The sequence below is a fragment of the Pandoraea faecigallinarum genome (assembly GCF_001029105.3).
In the GTDB taxonomy this organism is placed as follows: Bacteria; Pseudomonadota; Gammaproteobacteria; order Burkholderiales; family Burkholderiaceae; genus Pandoraea; species Pandoraea faecigallinarum.
Genome location: NZ_CP011807.3, coordinates 2109419 through 2126571, shown reverse-complemented (window position 1 = coordinate 2126571; position 17153 = coordinate 2109419). Strand labels below are relative to the sequence as shown.

Here is a 17153-nt window from a genome sequence, read left to right as displayed (position 1 = left end):
CAAGCAAGGCCAGGCGCCTTGCGGTTAACTTCAAAGTTCACTGTTCCATATGCATGCCGGGGCAGGTCATCATTGGAACCAGTGCTCTCGCGCTTTCATGATCAGGGCCTTGGCGGCTTCCTCGTCGACACCGGTCATCTCGGTCAATTCGTCGACAGCCAGTTCGGCCAGATCATCGCGCGTCTGAATTTCATGCTCGGCCAGCTTGGCCAGCAACTCGGGCGTCATGCCGTCGAGGCTCTTGAGATCGAGCGCCACACCCTCGACCTTCTCCTCGGTAGCAATCGCCTGCGTGAGCAGTGCATCGCGCGCCCGATTGCGCAGCTCGTGCACCGTGTCCTCGTCGAACGCTTCGATTTCCAGCATTTCGTTCAAAGGCACGTAGGCGATTTCTTCCAGGCTCGAGAAACCTTCCTCGATCAGGATGTCCGCGACTTCCTCATCCACATCGAGACGCTGCATGAACAACGTGCGCAGCGTGCCACGCTCTTCGTTCTGCTTCTCGGCCGATTCGTCCGGCGTCATGATGTTGATCTGCCAGCCGGTCAGCTCCGAGGCGAGTCGCACGTTCTGACCGCTGCGACCGATCGCCACCGCCAGTTCGTTCTCGTCGACGACGACGTCCATGCTGTGCTTCTCTTCGTCCACGACGATGGACTGCACCGCCGCCGGCGCCAGCGCGCCGATCACGAATTGCGCGGGATCTTCCGACCACAGCACGATATCGACGTTCTCGCCACCCAGCTCGTTACGCACCGCCTGCACACGCGTGCCGCGAATGCCCACGCAAGTCCCGATCGGATCGATACGCTTGTCGTAGGCCACGACGGCGATCTTGGCGCGCACGCCCGGGTCGCGGGCAGCCGACTTGATCTCCAGCAGACCCTGTTCGATTTCCGGCACTTCCATACCGAACAACTCGATCAGGAATTCCGGCGCCGTGCGCGAGAGTTCGATCTGCGGGCCGCGCGCCGTGCGGTCGACCTTCACGATGTACGCACGAACGCGGTCACCGATACGCAGGTTTTCCTTCGGGATGAGCTGATCGCGGCGCAGCAACGCCTCGACACGGCCCGACTCGACGATCAGGTTGCCCTTGTCGAGACGCTTGACCGTGCCGGTCATGATCTTTTCGCCGCGCTCGAGGAAGTCCGACAGGATCTGCTCGCGTTCGGCGTCGCGAATGCGCTGCAAGATCACCTGCTTGGCCGCCTGGGCGCCAATGCGGCCAAATTCGACCGATTCCACCGGCTCTTCGACGAATTCGCCGATTTCGATGGACGGGTTGTCTTCCTTGGCTTCGAACGAAAGGATCTGCTTGTCCGGCTCTTGCAGACCCGCTTCGTCCGGCACTACCAGCCAGCGACGGAAGCTCTCGTGCTCGCCCGACTCACGGTCGATGTGCACGCGAATGTCGACGTCTTCGGTGTAGCGCTTCTTGGTGGCCGAAGCCAATGCTGCTTCAAGCGCGCCGAACACGACATCCTTGTCGACGTTCTTTTCGCGCGCGAGCGCATCGACCAACAGCAATACTTCGCGACTCATCGTTTGCGACTCCTAAAATCAATCTGCGGCACAAGGCGCGCACGGTCAATATCCGCGAGGGTGAATTCGAGCAGCGCCGGGCCGCCCTTGCCTTCGAACTCAAGGCTCAAGTTTTCGCCTTGCGGCGCCTGCAAAATGCCGCGGAACTGCTTGCGGCCTTCGAGCGGCACACGCAACGTGAGACTCACTTCGACGCCGGCAAAACGCTCGAAGTCACGCAGCTTGCGCAGCGGACGATCCAGCCCCGGCGACGATACTTCAAGTCGGTCGTAATTGACGTTCTCGACCATCAGGACGTGCGAGAGCTGACGGCTTACCGTCTCGCAGTCGTCGATCGTGATGCCTTCCGGCTTATCGATGTACACGCGCAGCAGTCCGCCGCCCGCGCGCTCAAGATCGACCAGCTCGTAACCCAGGCCTTCGACCGTGGTCTCGATCAGTTCTGGCAATTGCAACTTTGCTCACCCTAGAAAAACTCGCGCGCATCAGCAGCGCCCGACATGTCTGCGCGCCCCGCATGGGACGTCGCACGATACCGCCCTCGACCGCCCGGGCCGATGTGTCCGAGTCGACACACCCACTCCCCGACGCGGCGGCATCGGCCGCGTTAAACGCTCGCGGCAAAAAAAAATGGGCGAAACGCCCATTTCTTACAGCCTCATTGCGCATGAGGTGCGTGCCGCAGCAGAACGCCCGACACGCAAACCAGCTTATTCGCTGATTTTATATGGTTTTGACCCGATTTGCAACGCGTGGCGCCCGAAATGACTGCTGGACGGGCACCGTTTCGGCATTGGTGCAACGCAATAACGGATCGGCAAACTCAGCGGGAGCGATTACCGCCGCGATTGCCCCGGTTGCCGTAATTACCACCGCCACCACCACTGCCCGCGCGGTTGCCGCCGCGACTGCGATTGCCGTTGGCATTGCCGCTACCATTGCCGCCACGCGACTGAGCGCCGAAGCCGCCACCCGCGGAATTACCGCCCCCGAAGCGACGGCCCTCACCACGCGGCGAGGGTGTTTGCCCCGGATAGCCGCCGCTCGGTCCCACAAATGCGGTCAACGGATTGGCACGCGGGCGACGCGACTGCCCCGGCTCCCGGGTGAACACGCCCAGTGCGGTCTGCATCGGATCCGGCTGACGGCGCGGCTCTTTCGGCGCGCCGGCCTTACCGCCGCGACCACCATTGCGAGCGCCCTTCTCATCGGAGGACGCGCCCGGCATCTTCATGCCGACAGCGGCAAACAACGAGCGGACCTGCGCTTCGTCCATTTCTTCATACCGACCGCGCTTCAGGCCGCGCGGCAACGTCAGCGGACCGTAACGGGTACGGATCAGGCGACTCACCATCAGCCCCGCCGCATCGAACATACGGCGCACTTCGCGGTTACGGCCCTCTGCCAGTGCCACGTGATACCAGTGATTAGAGCCTTCGCCGCCGCCATCTTTCAGGCGCAGGAAATTGGCTTCGCCGTCGTCGAGCTTGATGCCGTGCAGCAGTTGTTGACGCGATGCTTCGCTCAGTTGCCCGACCGTGCGTACGGCATACTCGCGCTCGATTTCGTAACGCGGGTGCATGAAACGGTTCGCCAGGTCGCCCGAGGTGGTGAGGATCAGCAACCCTTCCGTGTTGAAGTCCAGACGTCCGACGGCAAGCCATTTGGCGGTCTTCATCGGCGGCAGACGGTCGAACACCGACGTGCGGCCTTCCGGATCGGAATGGCTCACGATCTCGCCGGCCGGCTTGTGATACAGCAGCACGCGCGGCGGCTTGCTGCTGATACGGCGCTTGACGAGCTTGCCGTTGATGCGGACCTGATCGGTCGGAAGGATGCGCTGACCGATGTGCGCCGGTTCGGAATTGACCGACACGCGACCGGCGAGAATCAGTTCTTCCATCTCGCGACGTGATCCCATCCCGGCTTCGGCGAGCACCTTGTGCAACTTCGGCGCTTCGTCGTCCGGCGACAGCACGCGGCGATCCGCGGGACGGCGACCGCGCTTGGCGGCAGCGTTATCGCCGTCGCTGTCGTCACCGTCGAACCCACCGGACGTCACGAATGCGAAGAGGTCATTGTCGCTGGCGCTTCCCGCGCTGCCCGCGCCCCCTTTACCGCGCGCACCGCCGGCAGGTGCCTTGCGACCACGCCCCTGGGTTTTGCCCGCACCGCCCTGGCCGCCTTGTGCTCCCTGGGCGTTCTTTGCACCGCGGTGCGCACGGGCGCCTGGCGCGGCGCCATTGCCATTGGCGTCACCGCCGGCCTGCGTCGCCTGCGAAGCGTCGTCGCGCCTGCCGCCGCGCGGCTTGCGTGCGTTGTTGCGACCACGCCCCTGAGCGGCTGACGGCGCACCGTCGACATTCGGCGAATGCGCTTGCACCGCCTCACCCGATGGCGCGCCTTGCGCAGCTTCCGCAGCGAATTCGCCGTTGTCGTCGCCCTCGCGCTTGGCCTGTTGCGCCGCACGACGGCGGGCAATCAGACTGCGCGGGCCACGGCGCAAACCGCGGCGCGACGCCTTTTCATCGCCGCCCTCGCCCTCCGGCGAACGTGCTTCGGCACCGGCATCGCGCGCGTGCAGGTCCTGGGATTCTTCGTTTTGTTTCAACACAACCTCATTGGAAAACGGGATCGTCGCGGGCAGGCAAAGTCGCTGCCCAGATCCGTGTTCGCACCATGAATGCGCGGCAAATACGTGCCGCGACTTCGTTCTTTCGCTAACGGCCCTGCGAATGCGTGCGGTGCGACCGCGCCTCAGGTACCGGTGACGAGATTCTTGTCGTCCCCGTCGTTCTCGCCGTCGATCGCACCGGACATGGGCTGCCCGGCGGCGGCTTCGTTCGCTGCCGAGTCGACAGCGTGCGGGGAAACCTCCTGCGCCAACGACGCTGCGGAATCTGCCGCATGCGTCGCGTCTTCTTCTATTCCGGCCGCTTGCCCGGCCTCATGTCCGACTTCGTGCCCTACACCCTGCGTATCTTGCGGCGAATCGTCGCCGACAGGAACCTCGGGCGCCGACACTTCGGAAAATTCCTCGTGTTGCAGGCTTTCCGCGTCTTCCAGCGGATGCGCATCGGTGGCTGCCAACGCACGGCCCGGCACGTCACCCCGCATTCCGCTCCGTGCCTCACCCGGCGCTTCGCCGTCAGCCGCGCCGGACACGTCCGGCACGTTGCCGCGCGGCGCATCGTCCTGCTCACTGACGTGTACCGGGACCGCGAGTTCCTCGGCATCCGGCGAATTTTCAGCAGACGTACCGGCATCCACTTCGGCCCTGGCCGCCACTTCCGCAGCCATCTCCGGCCCGGCCGTCACGACATCGACTGCTGGCGCCTCACCTTCGGCCATGACGGCATCGAGCAACGCCTCCTGCGTCAACGCCTCGCCGGCGGACGGTTGCGCACGCTGATCTTCCGGCAATCCTTGCGCAAGCGGCAGGTCGTCGGCCCGCGTCTGCGCGAGCAGCGCGAGGGCTTCGGCGTCGGCAACCGGCACGTCGTCCGACGTGGCCTCCCCGTCTTCACCGTCGGCACGTTCGCCGAATTCGATGTTCTGCTGCGCGAGCAGATCGATCTGCGCCTGAGCAGCCGGATCTTCGAGTGGCGGCAGCGCGTCGAGTGCGCGCAGACCGAGATCGTCCAGGAAGTCCTTGGTCGTGGCATACAAACCCGGCCGGCCGGGCACGTCACGATGACCAATGACCTCGATCCAGCCACGATCTTCGAGCTGCTTGATGATCTGCGTGTTGACCGTCACGCCGCGAATCTCTTCGATATCGCCGCGGGTGACCGGCTGACGATACGCAATGATCGCCAGTGTCTCCATCACGGCGCGCGAGTACTTCGGCGGCTTCTCCGGATTGAGGCGGTCAAGGTATTCACGCATGCGCGGACGGCTCTGGAAACGCCAGCCGGTGGCCAACGCCACCAATTCCACACCTCGGCCATCCCATTGCACGCGGATTTCCTCGAGTAGCGCGCGCACCGTGTCACCAGACACGGCGTCATTGAAAAGCTTGCGCAGATCGCCGACCTTGAGCGGTTCCTGCGCGCAAATCAACGCGGTCTCGAGGACGAGTTTCGCCTCTTGGGTATTCATGTGCGACTAAGCAGACCGGGGGCTTGGCAACCCGGTATCAGGAATAAATGGATGCTTGGAACACGAGAAACGGTCGCAGATGACAACCGCTTCGCATAAGCGCGCGCCCTATTGTGTTCGGTCGTAGTGACGGCGGCGCGACCAGAATGCTCGAACGACCTGCCGGGAAAACGCCCAGGCCGACAGTGCGGCGAGACGGACGTCCGGTATGAGCGCAATTATTACTGAAACACCGACGCCCGTAAAGCATCGTCGAAACCCTGACGTCTCGCCCATCGAAACGACGGGTCGACGCCTCATGGTAAACTCTCGAAATAACTTCAGGGGCCTCCATGACCACAGAGACCGGTCGCATTCCCGGCAACCCCATTCCGGTTGCCCAGCCTCGTTGTTCCACCTGCTCATTGGGGCAGTTCTGCCTGCCCGTCGGCATCCCTGAGCCGGAGCTGGAACGACTGGACGCACTCGTCAGCGAGCGCCGCCGCCTCAAGAAAGGCGAAGTGCTCTATCACGCCAACGACAACCTGAATGCTGTCTACGGCATTCGTTTCGGGTCGCTCAAGAGCTGTGTCACGGCCCCCGACGGCCGCGAGCAGGTCGTCGGCTTCCACCTTCAGGGCGAACTCATCGGTCTGGATGCCGTGGCCGACAACCATCATCCGAGTACCGCCATCGCGCTCGAAGACAGCGAGTTGTGTATCGCACGCTTCAATGAGCTGGAGACGCTGTCGCGTCAGGTACCCTCGCTGCAACGCCAGTTGCACCGCCTGATGAGCCAGGAAATACGTAACGAGCACCAGCAATTGCTCGCGCTCGGCACCATGCGCGCCGAAGAGCGTCTGGCTGTCTTTCTGCTGAATCTGTCCGAACGCCTTGCCGCGCGCGGCTATGCGGCCAACGAGTTCGTGTTGCGCATGAGCCGCGAAGAGATCGGAAGTTTCCTCGGACTCAAGCTGGAAACGGTCAGCCGCCTGTTCTCGCGTTTCGCGCAAAACGGCATGATCGAAATCCGTCAGCGTCACGTCAAGATCGTCGACGGTATCGCCCTGCGCGAACTCGCCGGCGTGCATCACTGCTGATGCCGGTTGCCGGGAGCGCACGAGCGCTCCCGCCGTCACCACCTGGCCTTCCCCACAACTCCCCGCAGGCCTTCCGGCAAGTTCGCCGATCCGGCAGACCCCCGGACGCGCAGCGCCGCTCGCACATTACCCATAAGCTACCGGCCCGCCTCGATCGATGCCTTGCGCCAGATCAAAGGTCGCTCACCGCGTCTGCACACCGCCAGCGAACACCCGCCGCCCCGAATCGCGGCGGCGTCGCGCTGGAATCACGCCGGGACCGCGCCGGAACCACCCTGAAATCGCGCAGAGAACGCCCGCGTTCGACAAGCCCGGGCAAACCCTCCATAATCGGCGCGTTCGCCGCTCGGCAGGGTTCTGGCCGGCATGTCGAACGATGGATCCCAACGATGGACCCCGACGGAGGCCGCCGTTATGCCCGCAGCGATATTTCTCAGCCCGGAAGACGCCGAGCACGCGTTCTACGAAGCGTTGCGTGCCGGTGACACGGATACGTTGATGGATGTCTGGTCGGAAGACGAAGAGGTTGTCTGCATCCATCCTTCAGGCCCCCGGCACGTCGGCCCGGCGGCCGTACGCACCAGTTGGCGGCAGATCCTCGCCAAAGGCGGTGTGCAGGTGACGGTCAGCCACCTACAGGTCGCCCATAACCCGCTTTGCGCCGTTCACAACGTGCTCGAGCAAATTCAGGTCGAAACGCACCCGGACGCGCGTTACGCCTTCGTGCTGGCCACCAACGTCTATCTCAAGGAAGCGGACGGTTGGCGGCTCGTGCTGCATCACGCCAGTCCAGCCATCGGCCACGACGACACAGGCTCCCAATTGCCCCGCGCCCACCGGCTGCATTGACTTCGGCATCTCTCGACATCTATCGGCACCTCTCGGCGTCTCGTTAGGCCCATCGCTATCTGTCCTGCGCCGGGGCCGGCCACAGCGTCTCCCAGTATGGCACCGGACTGAAACGCGCCTGCAGGAACTCAATGAACGCGTGCGTTTTCGGCGGCACGAACACCCGGCTCGGGTACACCGCCCAGATCGCAACCTCCTCGGCGAGCGGGTACGCTTGCAACACGGGCACCAATTCCCCGCGCTGCAAATGCGCCGCAATGTCCCACGTCGATTTGAGCGCGATCCCCAAACCGGCCAGCACGGCGTCGCGCAGGACTTCCCCGTTATCCGACACGAGCCGCCCCGCCACGCGCACACTTAGCGGGCCGCCCGGCGTGACGAACCGCCAGTCGCGCTGCTCTCCGAGCGTGAGGCATTCGTGCTGCGTAAGATCACTCGGGTGCCGCGGTGCGCCATGCGCCGCGAGATAGGCAGGCGACGCACACAGTGTCCGCCGATTCGCCGCGAGCTTTCGTGCGATGAGCGTCGAGTCGCGCAGCGCGCCCACGCGGATCGCCATGTCCACGCCTTCCTCCAGCAGATCGACGACCCGGTCCGTGAGCCGGAAATCCAGCGAAATACCGGGATAGCGCGCCAGAAATTCCGGCAATGCGGGCGAAATGTGCTGCCGGGCGAACGACGACGAACACGATACCCGTAACAGCCCCTGCGGCGCCGCGAATCCCTGCCCGACGCTCGCCAGCGCCTGGGCCTCGGCCGCGAGCAAGGCCTGCGCCTGCCCCAGGAAGACTTCGCCCTCCTGCGTCAACGCGACTCGCCGGGTCGTTCGGTGCAGCAGTCGGGCACCGAGCCCCCCCTCAAGCTGCGCGAGTCGCGTGCTGGCCGTTGCGGGCGACAACCCGCGCTCCCGGCCCGCCGCCGACACGTTACCCAACGTCGCAACGCGCACGAACAATGCGACGGTATCGAGGTCCAATGCCATTTGATGGTTTTTCCAAAAGATATTTTCCGCATTATGCGAATTATCAAATCAATCGACTAGCCGTAGTCTTTCGCCATCGCATTCGGTGCGTCGCCAATTCACCACGGATCGTGCGGCGTGCCATCACCCACAGGAGAAAGCAGATGAAAGCCATTGGATTGACTCGTTACCTCCCCATCGACGATCCCAGGGCCCTCGAAGACATCGAGGTGCCGACACCGACGCCCGCCGGTCACGACTTGCTCGTCAAGGTCGAAGCCATTTCGGTGAACCCGGTCGACACGAAGGTGCGCGCCCCGAAGGACAAAGTCGAGACGACCCCGCGCGTGCTGGGATGGGACGCGGCCGGTACCGTCGCCGCGGTCGGGCCGGACGTGACCCTCTTCAAGGTCGGCGACCCCGTGTACTACGCGGGCAGCATCACCCGCCCGGGCGCCAACAGCGAGTTCCATCTGGTGGACGAACGCATTACGGGTCACATGCCCGCGTCGCTCGACTTCGTGAATGCGGCAGCACTGCCGCTCACGACGATCACCGCGTGGGAGGCTTTGTTCGACCGTCTGGACATCGCGCCGGACGGCGGCGACGAAGGCAAGTCGATCCTGATCGTCGGCGGCGCGGGCGGTGTGGGATCCATTGCGATCCAACTGGCGCGACGGCTCGCCAAACTCACGATCGTGGCCACGGCATCGCGCCCCGAGTCGGCCGACTGGTGCCGTCAGTTAGGTGCGCAGCACGTTATCGACCACTATCAGGACATGCCCACGCAGTTGAAGGCGCTGGGCCTGCCGCAGGTCGATTTCGTGTTGTGTCTGAACGATACGGACACGCATTTCCCGGCCATGGCGGAGGCGGTCGCGCCACAGGGCAAGATCTGCTCGATCGTGGAAAATGCCGGACCGTTGGAAGTGGGCCTGCTCAAGAGCAAGAGCGCCACGTTCGTCTGGGAATTCATGTTCACGCGCGCCATGTACGAAACGCCTGACATGATCGCCCAGCACAAACTGCTCACCGAGGTCGCCAGACTGGTCGATGCCGGCACGCTGCGAACGACCGTCGGCGAAGTCATGGGTCCGATCAACGCGGCGAACCTGCGTCGCGCGCACGCGCAGCTCGAAGGCGGGCGCACGATCGGCAAACTCGTCCTCGCCGGGTTCTGAGGCATGGATTCGCGCGCTCTCGCGCCCAGGTGCTCACCCCGCCATCCGTGCAAAAAAACGGCGCTTACCCCAAAGGCAAGCGCCGTTTCGACGTCTCCGGGGCGCTGTCGCACGTCGCGAATGTCGCAACATCATGACAACGGCGAACGACGTCGGCCGACACGCCCTCCCGGGGCAATCACTTCGCCGACGGCACTGTCCCTTCCAGCAACGCCACGGCCTGCGCAGCATGAATAATCTCGCCACCCAAGGCCTCCACGCCCGCGACGAGACGCTCGAACGCCGCACCGGCCAGCGCCGGGTCGCCCTTCACCCCAAGATCGATATGACGACGGGCGTAAACCGCGCCGCGCTCCGCGTCGCCCACGCTCGGCAGGCTGAATACCTTGATGCCGCCGTACTCGGCTTCGATGGCCTCCATGAGCGGCGTGAGCGTCGATTCGGCCAGCCCGAAGACCAGCACCGACCGTTCCGTATGTTTCGTCAGATGATGCAGGTCTGCGTAATAGGTATCGAGCGCCCATGCCATCATCGGCCACGCCATGACCGGGAAACCCGGCATGAAGTGGTGGTTCTCGACCGAGAACCCGGGAATCTTGTTGTACGGATTGGGCAGCACGCGCGCACCGACGGGAAACTCCCCCATCTTCAGACGATGACGGTTATCCGCCTGCGTCATGTCGGCCACACCGTCCGGACTGGTATCGGCGATGCGCTCCATGATGAGCGCCTCGGCTTGCGGCGTGAGCACGAGCGGCACGTTGAGCGCCGCCGCCGCGCACTGACGCGTGTGATCGTCGGGCGTGGCGCCGATACCGCCCGTCACGAACACGATGTCGTCGCTGGCGAAGGTACGACGCAGCGTTGCCGTGATGCGCGCCGGATCGTCGCCCACATACTCGGCCCAGCCGAGTTGCATGCCGCGCTCGGTGAGCAACTCGATGAGCTTGGGCAGATGCTTGTCGTGACGGCGCCCCGAGAGAATTTCGTCGCCGATGATGATGATGCCGACCGCCATGATGCTTCCTTTGTCTTGTCGTCAGTGCCTTGGGGGATTGCGCAGCGCCGCCGCGCGGCAGCGCGCAGTTCGACGATTGTGCCACTTTCACGGCGACCCGTTGGGCGAGCCCGTCGGCCCTGACGGCCCCGGCAACAGCGGCGTGTCCGCCGGCGGCAGGTCCTCGCTCTCAGGCGGCGGCACACCGGCCACGGGCAGCACCGTCGCGGCGAGCGTGGGCTCGCGGTGCGCGTCTTCCGCACGCATGCGCGAGAGGGCTCGCAGGCAATAGTGGGCGAACCATAGCGCCGAGAAAACGAAGATCACCACGTAAAGCCAGATCGCCACGAGCGCAATGACCGGGAACAGCACGATCATGACGACGGACGAGACCCACAGCAGTGTCGGCAGCGAACCGAGCAGCCCTGTCGCAACGCCGATGACGAGCAGCGGCAGCCGCTTCTCGCGCACCAGCCGGCGACGCTCCTCTGGACTCGCGTGATACGCGAGCGCGTCGTACGTCATGACCCGATACGTCAGCCAGCCCCACAGCAAGGGCGGCACGATGGCAAAAAACGGCGGCACGAGCCACAGCGGCAACGTGACGAGCGCGGCGATCAGGAAGAGGAACGTCGCGCCGAGCGACTGCCCGAGGCTTCCCCAGAACGACCCGCCCTGTCTCGCTTCGAGATGAACGAAATGGCGGCGCGAGAGGTGTCGCAGCACCGCAGGCATCGACCATCCCGCAATGAGCAGGAGCGCAGTAACGACGATAAGCGGCACGAGCAGCGCCACGAGAATGAACGGCGCGAGCGCCATGCGCACGCTGTCCACGCCGAAATACCCGAAGAAGCGGTAAATCCACTGTGTGAATTCCCACTGTTCGAGCCAGACACGAAGGAAGTCGGTGAACGGTTCCCATCCGAACCAGATCACGGCGCCCCAGAGAAGACCGGAGACGATGAAGGGCATTGCGGTGAGCCATAGCATGCGCGGATGCAGCAGGCTCACGAGCGCGCGGCCAAGCGCGCGAAGAATATCGTTCATGCAGGTGCGGTACCGACCGGCCGGGTGTCCCGACGACGCCCGGCCGGCCAAAGCCTTGGGAGTAAGGCCTCGATGTTACAGCACCGGCGCGCGGTCGTAGAAATAGATCCCGTGCGGCGAGCGTCCGACCGCAATGGTATTGACGAGCTTGCGCGAGGTCAGATCGATGATGCCGACCTTGCGCGCCCAGCGGAACGTCACCCACAGCGTTTTCCTGTCGGCGGACAATTCCATGTCGTCCGGCCCCGGCAGCAGGCCGGTGATGTTGCCCACATTCGCGAGCGCGTCCTGATCGATGATGCTGATCGTGCTGGACACCCGGTTCGAAATCAGCACGTGCTTGCCATCGGCCAGCGAGCGGAAGTTGTGCGCGCCCTTGCCCGTCGGAATCGTCTTGACGACCTTCTGATTGCGCCAGTCGACCACGGCCGCATAATCGGCGCCGGTCATGCCCACGAGCAGATACTTGTCGTTCGGCGTGAGCCAGACCCCGGCGGGGCTGTCGCCGACCTTCAGCTTCCAGATTACCTTTTGCGTGGCAAGATCGATGGCGGCGACCTCGTTCGACTCCTGCAACGAGATGAACACGAGCTTGCTGTCCTGCGTGAACACCAGGTGGCTCGGCATCTTCTTGATCGGGATACGCTGGGCGACGCTCAGGTTCTTGCCGTCGAAGCGATAGATGTCCACGCGGTCCAGACGCAGGGCGTTGGCGACGAACCACTTCTTGTCCGGCGAGAAACCGATCTGGTAGGGATCTTCGATGTTCTCGACCTTGCGCTGGATCTGCCCTGTCTTCGGATCGAGGAAAACGAGATTGTTGCCGACCGAGTTGGCGACGATGAGCGACTGGTTATCGGGCGTCGCCATCAGGTGATGGGGCTCCTTGCCGACCGGGAACGTCTGAATCACCTTCTGCGTGGCCTTGTCGATCAGGCTGACACTCGCGTCCGCCGAATTGAGCACGACCACCACGCTCTCGGGCGCGGGCGCGGCGGCGCGGGCCGGGCCGGCCAGGGCGGCGAGCCCGAAGGAAGCCGCCAGACTGGCGGCAATCAGAAGTTTGCGCATCACGAAGTCTCTGAAAAAAGTCTCGCTATTGTAGGCCGGGAAGTCCTCGCCGAAGCGCGTCCCGCGTACATTTTTCGATCAGCCGAAACACTATCTCGACACTTCATGATGCAACGCAAATCGAGACGTCAGCGTTGCAGCGCCTCCCAGACCTTGTGAAGACGCTTGACCGAGACCGGCATGGGGGTGCGTAACTCCTGAGCGAAGAGCGAAACACGCAGCTCTTCGAGCAACCAGCGGAACTCGTCGAGCCTTGCATCGCCATGATCGCGACGCTGCGACGTCGCCCGTTGCCAGTTTTGCAACAGCGGCCCGAGCTCGCTCATGGCCCGGGCGTCGCGCGACGGATCGGCCTTGAGCTTGTCGATGCGCGCCGCCATGCCTTTCAGATAACGTGGGAAGTGGGCCAGTTGGGCATAGGGCGTATCGACAAGGAAACGCTTGCCGATCAGGCGCTGCAATTGGGCCGTCAGGTCCGCGTGTGCCTGTGCAAACGGCTTGGCCTGCGCCAGCTTCTTCTGCAACGCGGCGTACTCGGTGAGAATCTGCCCGGCCAGACGCGCAATCTCCTGCGCGAGCAGCGTCAGGCGGCCGCGCCCTTCGTCCTTGCGGGCGGCGAACGACGCATTGTCGCTCGGCCACGGCAACGGAAGGCAGGCCCGCTCCAGCGCCAGATCCACGATCTGATCGCGCAATTCCTCCTGCGTGCCCAGACTCATGTACTGCATCGCCATTTGCTGCAAACCGGGAATATTCTTCTCCAGATACTTCACCTGCTCCCGAAGCTGAATCGCGAACAGACGCCGCAGGCCCGCGCGATGCTGACGCTGCGCTTCGTCCGGATCGTCGAACACTTCCAGATCGCAGTGATCGCCACGGTCGACCAGCGCCGGATAGCCGAACAGCGTCTGCCCGCCACGACGGATCTCCAGCATCTCCGGCAACTCGCCAAAGCTCCAGGTCGTGAGATTGTCGTAGCGGCCAGGTTCGACGGCGCCCGCGGATGGCGTGGCTGGCGCCCCCTTGCCTGCGCCATTTGCGACGTTCCTGCCCCCGTCACGCCCCGCTGGTGAGGCTGGTGAGGCTTGTGCGGCCCGCGCCGCGCGAGCGTCCGACGCACTTCCCGTGGGCGTCGCCCCGCTCCTCGCGGCGATCTGCTGGAACGTACGCTGCGCCTGCTGGCCGAGTTCGGCACGCAGTTGGGCCAGATTGCGCCCCATGCCGAGTTGACGGCCATGCTCGTCGATCACCTTGAAGTTCATCGACAAGTGCGCCGGCAGCATTTCCAGCTTGAAGTCGCTCGACTTGAGCATGACGCCGGTCTGCTCGCGCGCATCGGCCATGAGCGCATCGAGCAATGCCCCCTGCCCGAACGCCGCCCGTTCGAGGAACCCCGCCGCGTACTCGGGCAACGGCACGAAGTGACGCCGCAACTTCTGCGGCAGCGACTTCATCAGCAGGTGCGCCTTTTCCTTGAGCATGCCGGGCACGAGCCATTCGCAGCGGCGCGCGTCGACCTGATTGAGCGCATAGAGCGGCACGGCAAGCGTGACACCGTCGCGCGGCGAACCCGGGTCGAAGTGGTACGTGAGCGCCATTTCGACGCCCGCGATGGCGGTCTTCTTGGGGAACAGGTCGGTCGTGACCCCCGCCGCCTCGTGACGCATCAGATCGTCGCGCACGAGATAGAGCAGCTTCGGCGTGCCTTTGGACGTCTCGCGATACCAATGCTCGAAGCTCGCGCCGTCGTACAGGCCCTCGGGCACGTGAGCGTCGTAGAACGCGTAGATCAGTTCGTCGTCGACGAGTACGTCCTGACGCCGCGACTTGTGTTCGAGTTGCTCGATGTCCGCAATCAACTTGCGGTTGTGGGCGTAAAACGGGAGCTTTGTCTCCCATTCACCCTCGACGAGCGCGCTGCGCAGGAAGATTTCGCGCGCACGGCGCGGATCGCGCGGGCCGAAGTTCATGCGCCGGCGCGCGTAGATCGTCAGGCCGTAGAGTGTGCCGCGCTCGTAAGCGACGACCTGCGCGGCCTTCTTTTCCCAATGTGCATCGGATAGCGACGTCTTGACGAGGTGCTTGCCGGCGCGCTCGATCCATTCCGGCTCGATCCGGGCGATGCAGCGGGCATAGAGGCGGCTTGTCTCCACCAGTTCGCCCGCCATGACCCAGCGCCCGGCCTTCTTCACGAGCGACGAACCCGGCCAGATATGGAACTTGATGCCGTGCGCGCCGAGAAAATGCGGATCGTCGTCGGCCTTGCAGCCGATGTTGCCGAGCAGGCCCGCGAGCAGGGCCAGATGGACCTGCTCGTAGGTCGCTTCCGATTCGTTGAGCCGCCAGCCCTGTTCGCGCACCACGGTGAGCAACTGACTGTGGACATCGCGCCATTCCCGCAGACGCAACTGCGACAGGAAGTTCTCGCGGCAGGCCTGCGCCAGCAGGCGGTTGGACTTCTTGTGCGCGATAGCCTCTTCGAACCACTTCCATAGCTTGATCCACGACAGGAATTCGGACCGTTCGTCGGCAAATTTCCGGTGCGCGTTATCGGCGGCGTCCTGCGCTTCGATGGGCCGCTCGCGCGGGTCCTGCACCGCCAGACCGCTTGCAATGATGAGCACTTCACGCAGCGACTGCTGCTCGCGTGCGGCGAGGATCATGCGGCCCACGCGCGGATCGAGCGGCAGGCGCGCCAATTCGCGCCCGAGCGGTGTGAGCTGGTTCGTGTCGTCGACAGCCCCGAGTTCGTTGAGCAACTGGTAGCCGTCGGCAATGGCGCGGCCCGGTGGCGGCTCGATGAACGGAAAATCCTCGACCTTCGAGAGTCGCAGCGACTGCATGCGCAAGATGACGGCGGCCAGCGACGAACGCAGGATTTCGGGATCGGTGAAGCGCGCACGCGACTGGAAATCGGCTTCGTCGTATAGACGGATACACACGCCGTCGGCCACGCGGCCGCATCGGCCTGCACGCTGGTTGGCGGCGGCCTGCGATATCGACTCGATCTGCAACTGCTCGACCTTGTTGCGGTACGAGTAACGCTTCACGCGCGCCGTGCCGGCGTCGACCACGTAACGAATGCCGGGCACCGTTAGCGACGTTTCCGCGACGTTGGTCGCCAGCACGATGCGGCGCGCATTGGACGGCTTGAACACGCGCTCCTGGTCGGTCGCGGACAGTCGCGCGAAAAGCGGCAGGATTTCGGTGTGCGGCGGATGGTGCTTGCGCAGCGACTCCGCGGCTTCCCGGATTTCGCGCTCGCCGGGCAGGAAGACGAGCACGTCGCCCGAGCCTTCACGGCAGAGTTCGTCGACCGCGTCGACGATGCCGTCCATCAGATCGCGCTCGCGCTCGCGCGCGCTCGCCCGGCCGGTTTCGCGTCCCTCGGCGTTGGCGATACGCGCGTCGTCCTGAATCGGGCGGTAGCGCACCTCCACCGGATACAGCCGGCCGCTCACCTCGATGACCGGCGCCGGACGCAACGCGTCGCCTTCGCCAGTGCCGAAATGGCGGGCGAAGCGATCGGCGTCGATGGTGGCCGAGGTGATGATGACCTTCAGATCCGGGCGGCGCGGCAGCAACTGTTTGAGGTAACCGAGCAGAAAGTCGATGTTCAGACTGCGCTCGTGCGCCTCGTCGATGATGAGGGTGTCGTACGCACGCAACAACGGATCGGTCTGCGTCTCGGCGAGCAGAATGCCGTCGGTCATCAGCTTGACGGACGCCCCGTTGGACAGCGTGTCGTTAAAGCGCACCTTGAAGCCGACGATCTCGCCCAGCGGCGTGTTCAACTCGTCGGCGATCCGGCGCGCGGTGGCCGATGCGGCAATGCGCCGCGGCTGGGTGTGGCCGATGAGGCCTGTGCCGCCCGCGCCCAGACCGCGTCCGAGTGCGAGGCATATCTTGGGCAGTTGGGTGGTTTTGCCGGAGCCGGTCTCACCGCTCACGATGACGACCTGATGGCCGGCAATGGCGCGCGCGATCTCTTCGCGGCGGCCCGATACGGGCAATGCCTCGGGGAACGTGATCCCGGGCACGCGGTTGGCGGCGGCCTGACGCGCGGCCAGCCGCTGCGCCTCACGCTCGATCCGCTCGGCCCGTTCGGCGGGTGGCATGCGCCGCGCGCCATCGCGCTCGCGTCCGGCGCCCGGGGCTGCCGGTCCGCCCTTTCCGCTCTTTCCACCCTTTTCCGTCGGGATGCGAGCGCGATCCGGTTGCGCACTGCCCGTCGTTTGAGCACGCGTATGCCCCGGCACCGTCACTTTCGGCTTCGGGGGCTTCGATTGTCGATTTCGTTCATCACTTGCCATGGGCGCGCA

The 17153-nt window shown here is 64.4% G+C and carries 12 protein-coding genes; 3 read left to right on the top strand and 9 right to left on the bottom strand.

Features of this window, described 5'->3' with window-relative positions:
- Positions 1-69: 69 nt before the first annotated feature.
- The 4 genes from nusA to scpB all read right to left on the bottom strand — a co-directional run bounded on the left by nusA (position 70) and on the right by scpB (position 5646).
- Complete coding sequence (gene nusA / locus AB870_RS09550) at positions 70-1545, bottom strand: transcription termination factor NusA (protein WP_047907810.1); 1476 nt, start codon at positions 1543-1545, stop codon at positions 70-72.
- Entirely contained in the window at positions 1542-2000 is a 459-nt protein-coding gene (rimP, locus tag AB870_RS09545) for a ribosome maturation factor RimP (RefSeq protein ID WP_044455501.1), read from the bottom strand. The genes nusA and rimP overlap by 4 nt, the downstream gene beginning before the upstream one ends.
- 368 nt (positions 2001-2368) lie before the next feature.
- Complete coding sequence (locus AB870_RS09540) at positions 2369-4156, bottom strand: pseudouridine synthase (protein ID WP_047909030.1); 1788 nt, start codon at positions 4154-4156, stop codon at positions 2369-2371.
- A gap of 146 nt (positions 4157-4302) precedes the next feature.
- Entirely contained in the window at positions 4303-5646 is a 1344-nt protein-coding gene (gene scpB, locus AB870_RS09535) for an SMC-Scp complex subunit ScpB (protein ID WP_047907809.1), read from the bottom strand.
- 332 nt (positions 5647-5978) lie between these two features.
- On the opposite strand from scpB, the gene fnr reads away from it, so the two are divergent.
- Complete coding sequence (gene fnr, locus AB870_RS09530; RefSeq protein ID WP_047907808.1) at positions 5979-6725, top strand: fumarate/nitrate reduction transcriptional regulator Fnr; 747 nt, start codon at positions 5979-5981, stop codon at positions 6723-6725.
- Between the two features lie 414 nt (positions 6726-7139).
- Positions 7140-7574 carry a YybH family protein gene (locus AB870_RS09525; protein ID WP_084663506.1) on the top strand — a complete coding sequence of 145 codons (435 nt, stop codon included), beginning with the start codon at positions 7140-7142 and terminating at the stop codon, positions 7572-7574.
- Between the two features lie 55 nt (positions 7575-7629).
- On the opposite strand, the gene AB870_RS09520 is transcribed toward AB870_RS09525, so the two are convergent.
- On the bottom strand, positions 7630-8556 hold the full coding sequence (locus AB870_RS09520; RefSeq protein WP_047907807.1) for a LysR family transcriptional regulator: 927 nt from the start codon (positions 8554-8556) through the stop codon (positions 7630-7632).
- Between the two features lie 143 nt (positions 8557-8699).
- Between AB870_RS09520 and AB870_RS09515 the strand changes: the two genes are divergently transcribed.
- Positions 8700-9716 (top strand): zinc-binding alcohol dehydrogenase family protein, encoded by a 1017-nt coding sequence (locus AB870_RS09515; RefSeq protein ID WP_047907806.1) that lies wholly within the window; start codon positions 8700-8702, stop codon positions 9714-9716.
- A 178-nt stretch (positions 9717-9894) separates the two neighbouring features.
- Here the strand turns inward: AB870_RS09515 and AB870_RS09510 are convergent, their stop codons facing one another.
- The 4 genes from AB870_RS09510 to hrpA all read right to left on the bottom strand — a co-directional run bounded on the left by AB870_RS09510 (position 9895) and on the right by hrpA (position 17144).
- Positions 9895-10734, bottom strand: coding sequence for a competence/damage-inducible protein A (locus AB870_RS09510; protein WP_047907805.1), 840 nt, complete (start codon positions 10732-10734; stop codon positions 9895-9897).
- Positions 10735-10821: 87 nt separating this feature from the next.
- Entirely contained in the window at positions 10822-11760 is a 939-nt protein-coding gene (locus tag AB870_RS09505; RefSeq protein WP_047907804.1) for an EI24 domain-containing protein, read from the bottom strand.
- A gap of 75 nt (positions 11761-11835) precedes the next feature.
- Complete coding sequence (locus tag AB870_RS09500; RefSeq protein ID WP_047907803.1) at positions 11836-12831, bottom strand: YVTN family beta-propeller repeat protein; 996 nt, start codon at positions 12829-12831, stop codon at positions 11836-11838.
- A 128-nt stretch (positions 12832-12959) separates the two neighbouring features.
- The gene (gene hrpA / locus AB870_RS09495; protein WP_084663504.1) at positions 12960-17144 is read right to left on the bottom strand and encodes an ATP-dependent RNA helicase HrpA; all 4185 of its coding nucleotides are present in this window, start codon (positions 17142-17144) and stop codon (positions 12960-12962) included.
- Between the last annotated feature and the right edge of the window lie 9 nt (positions 17145-17153).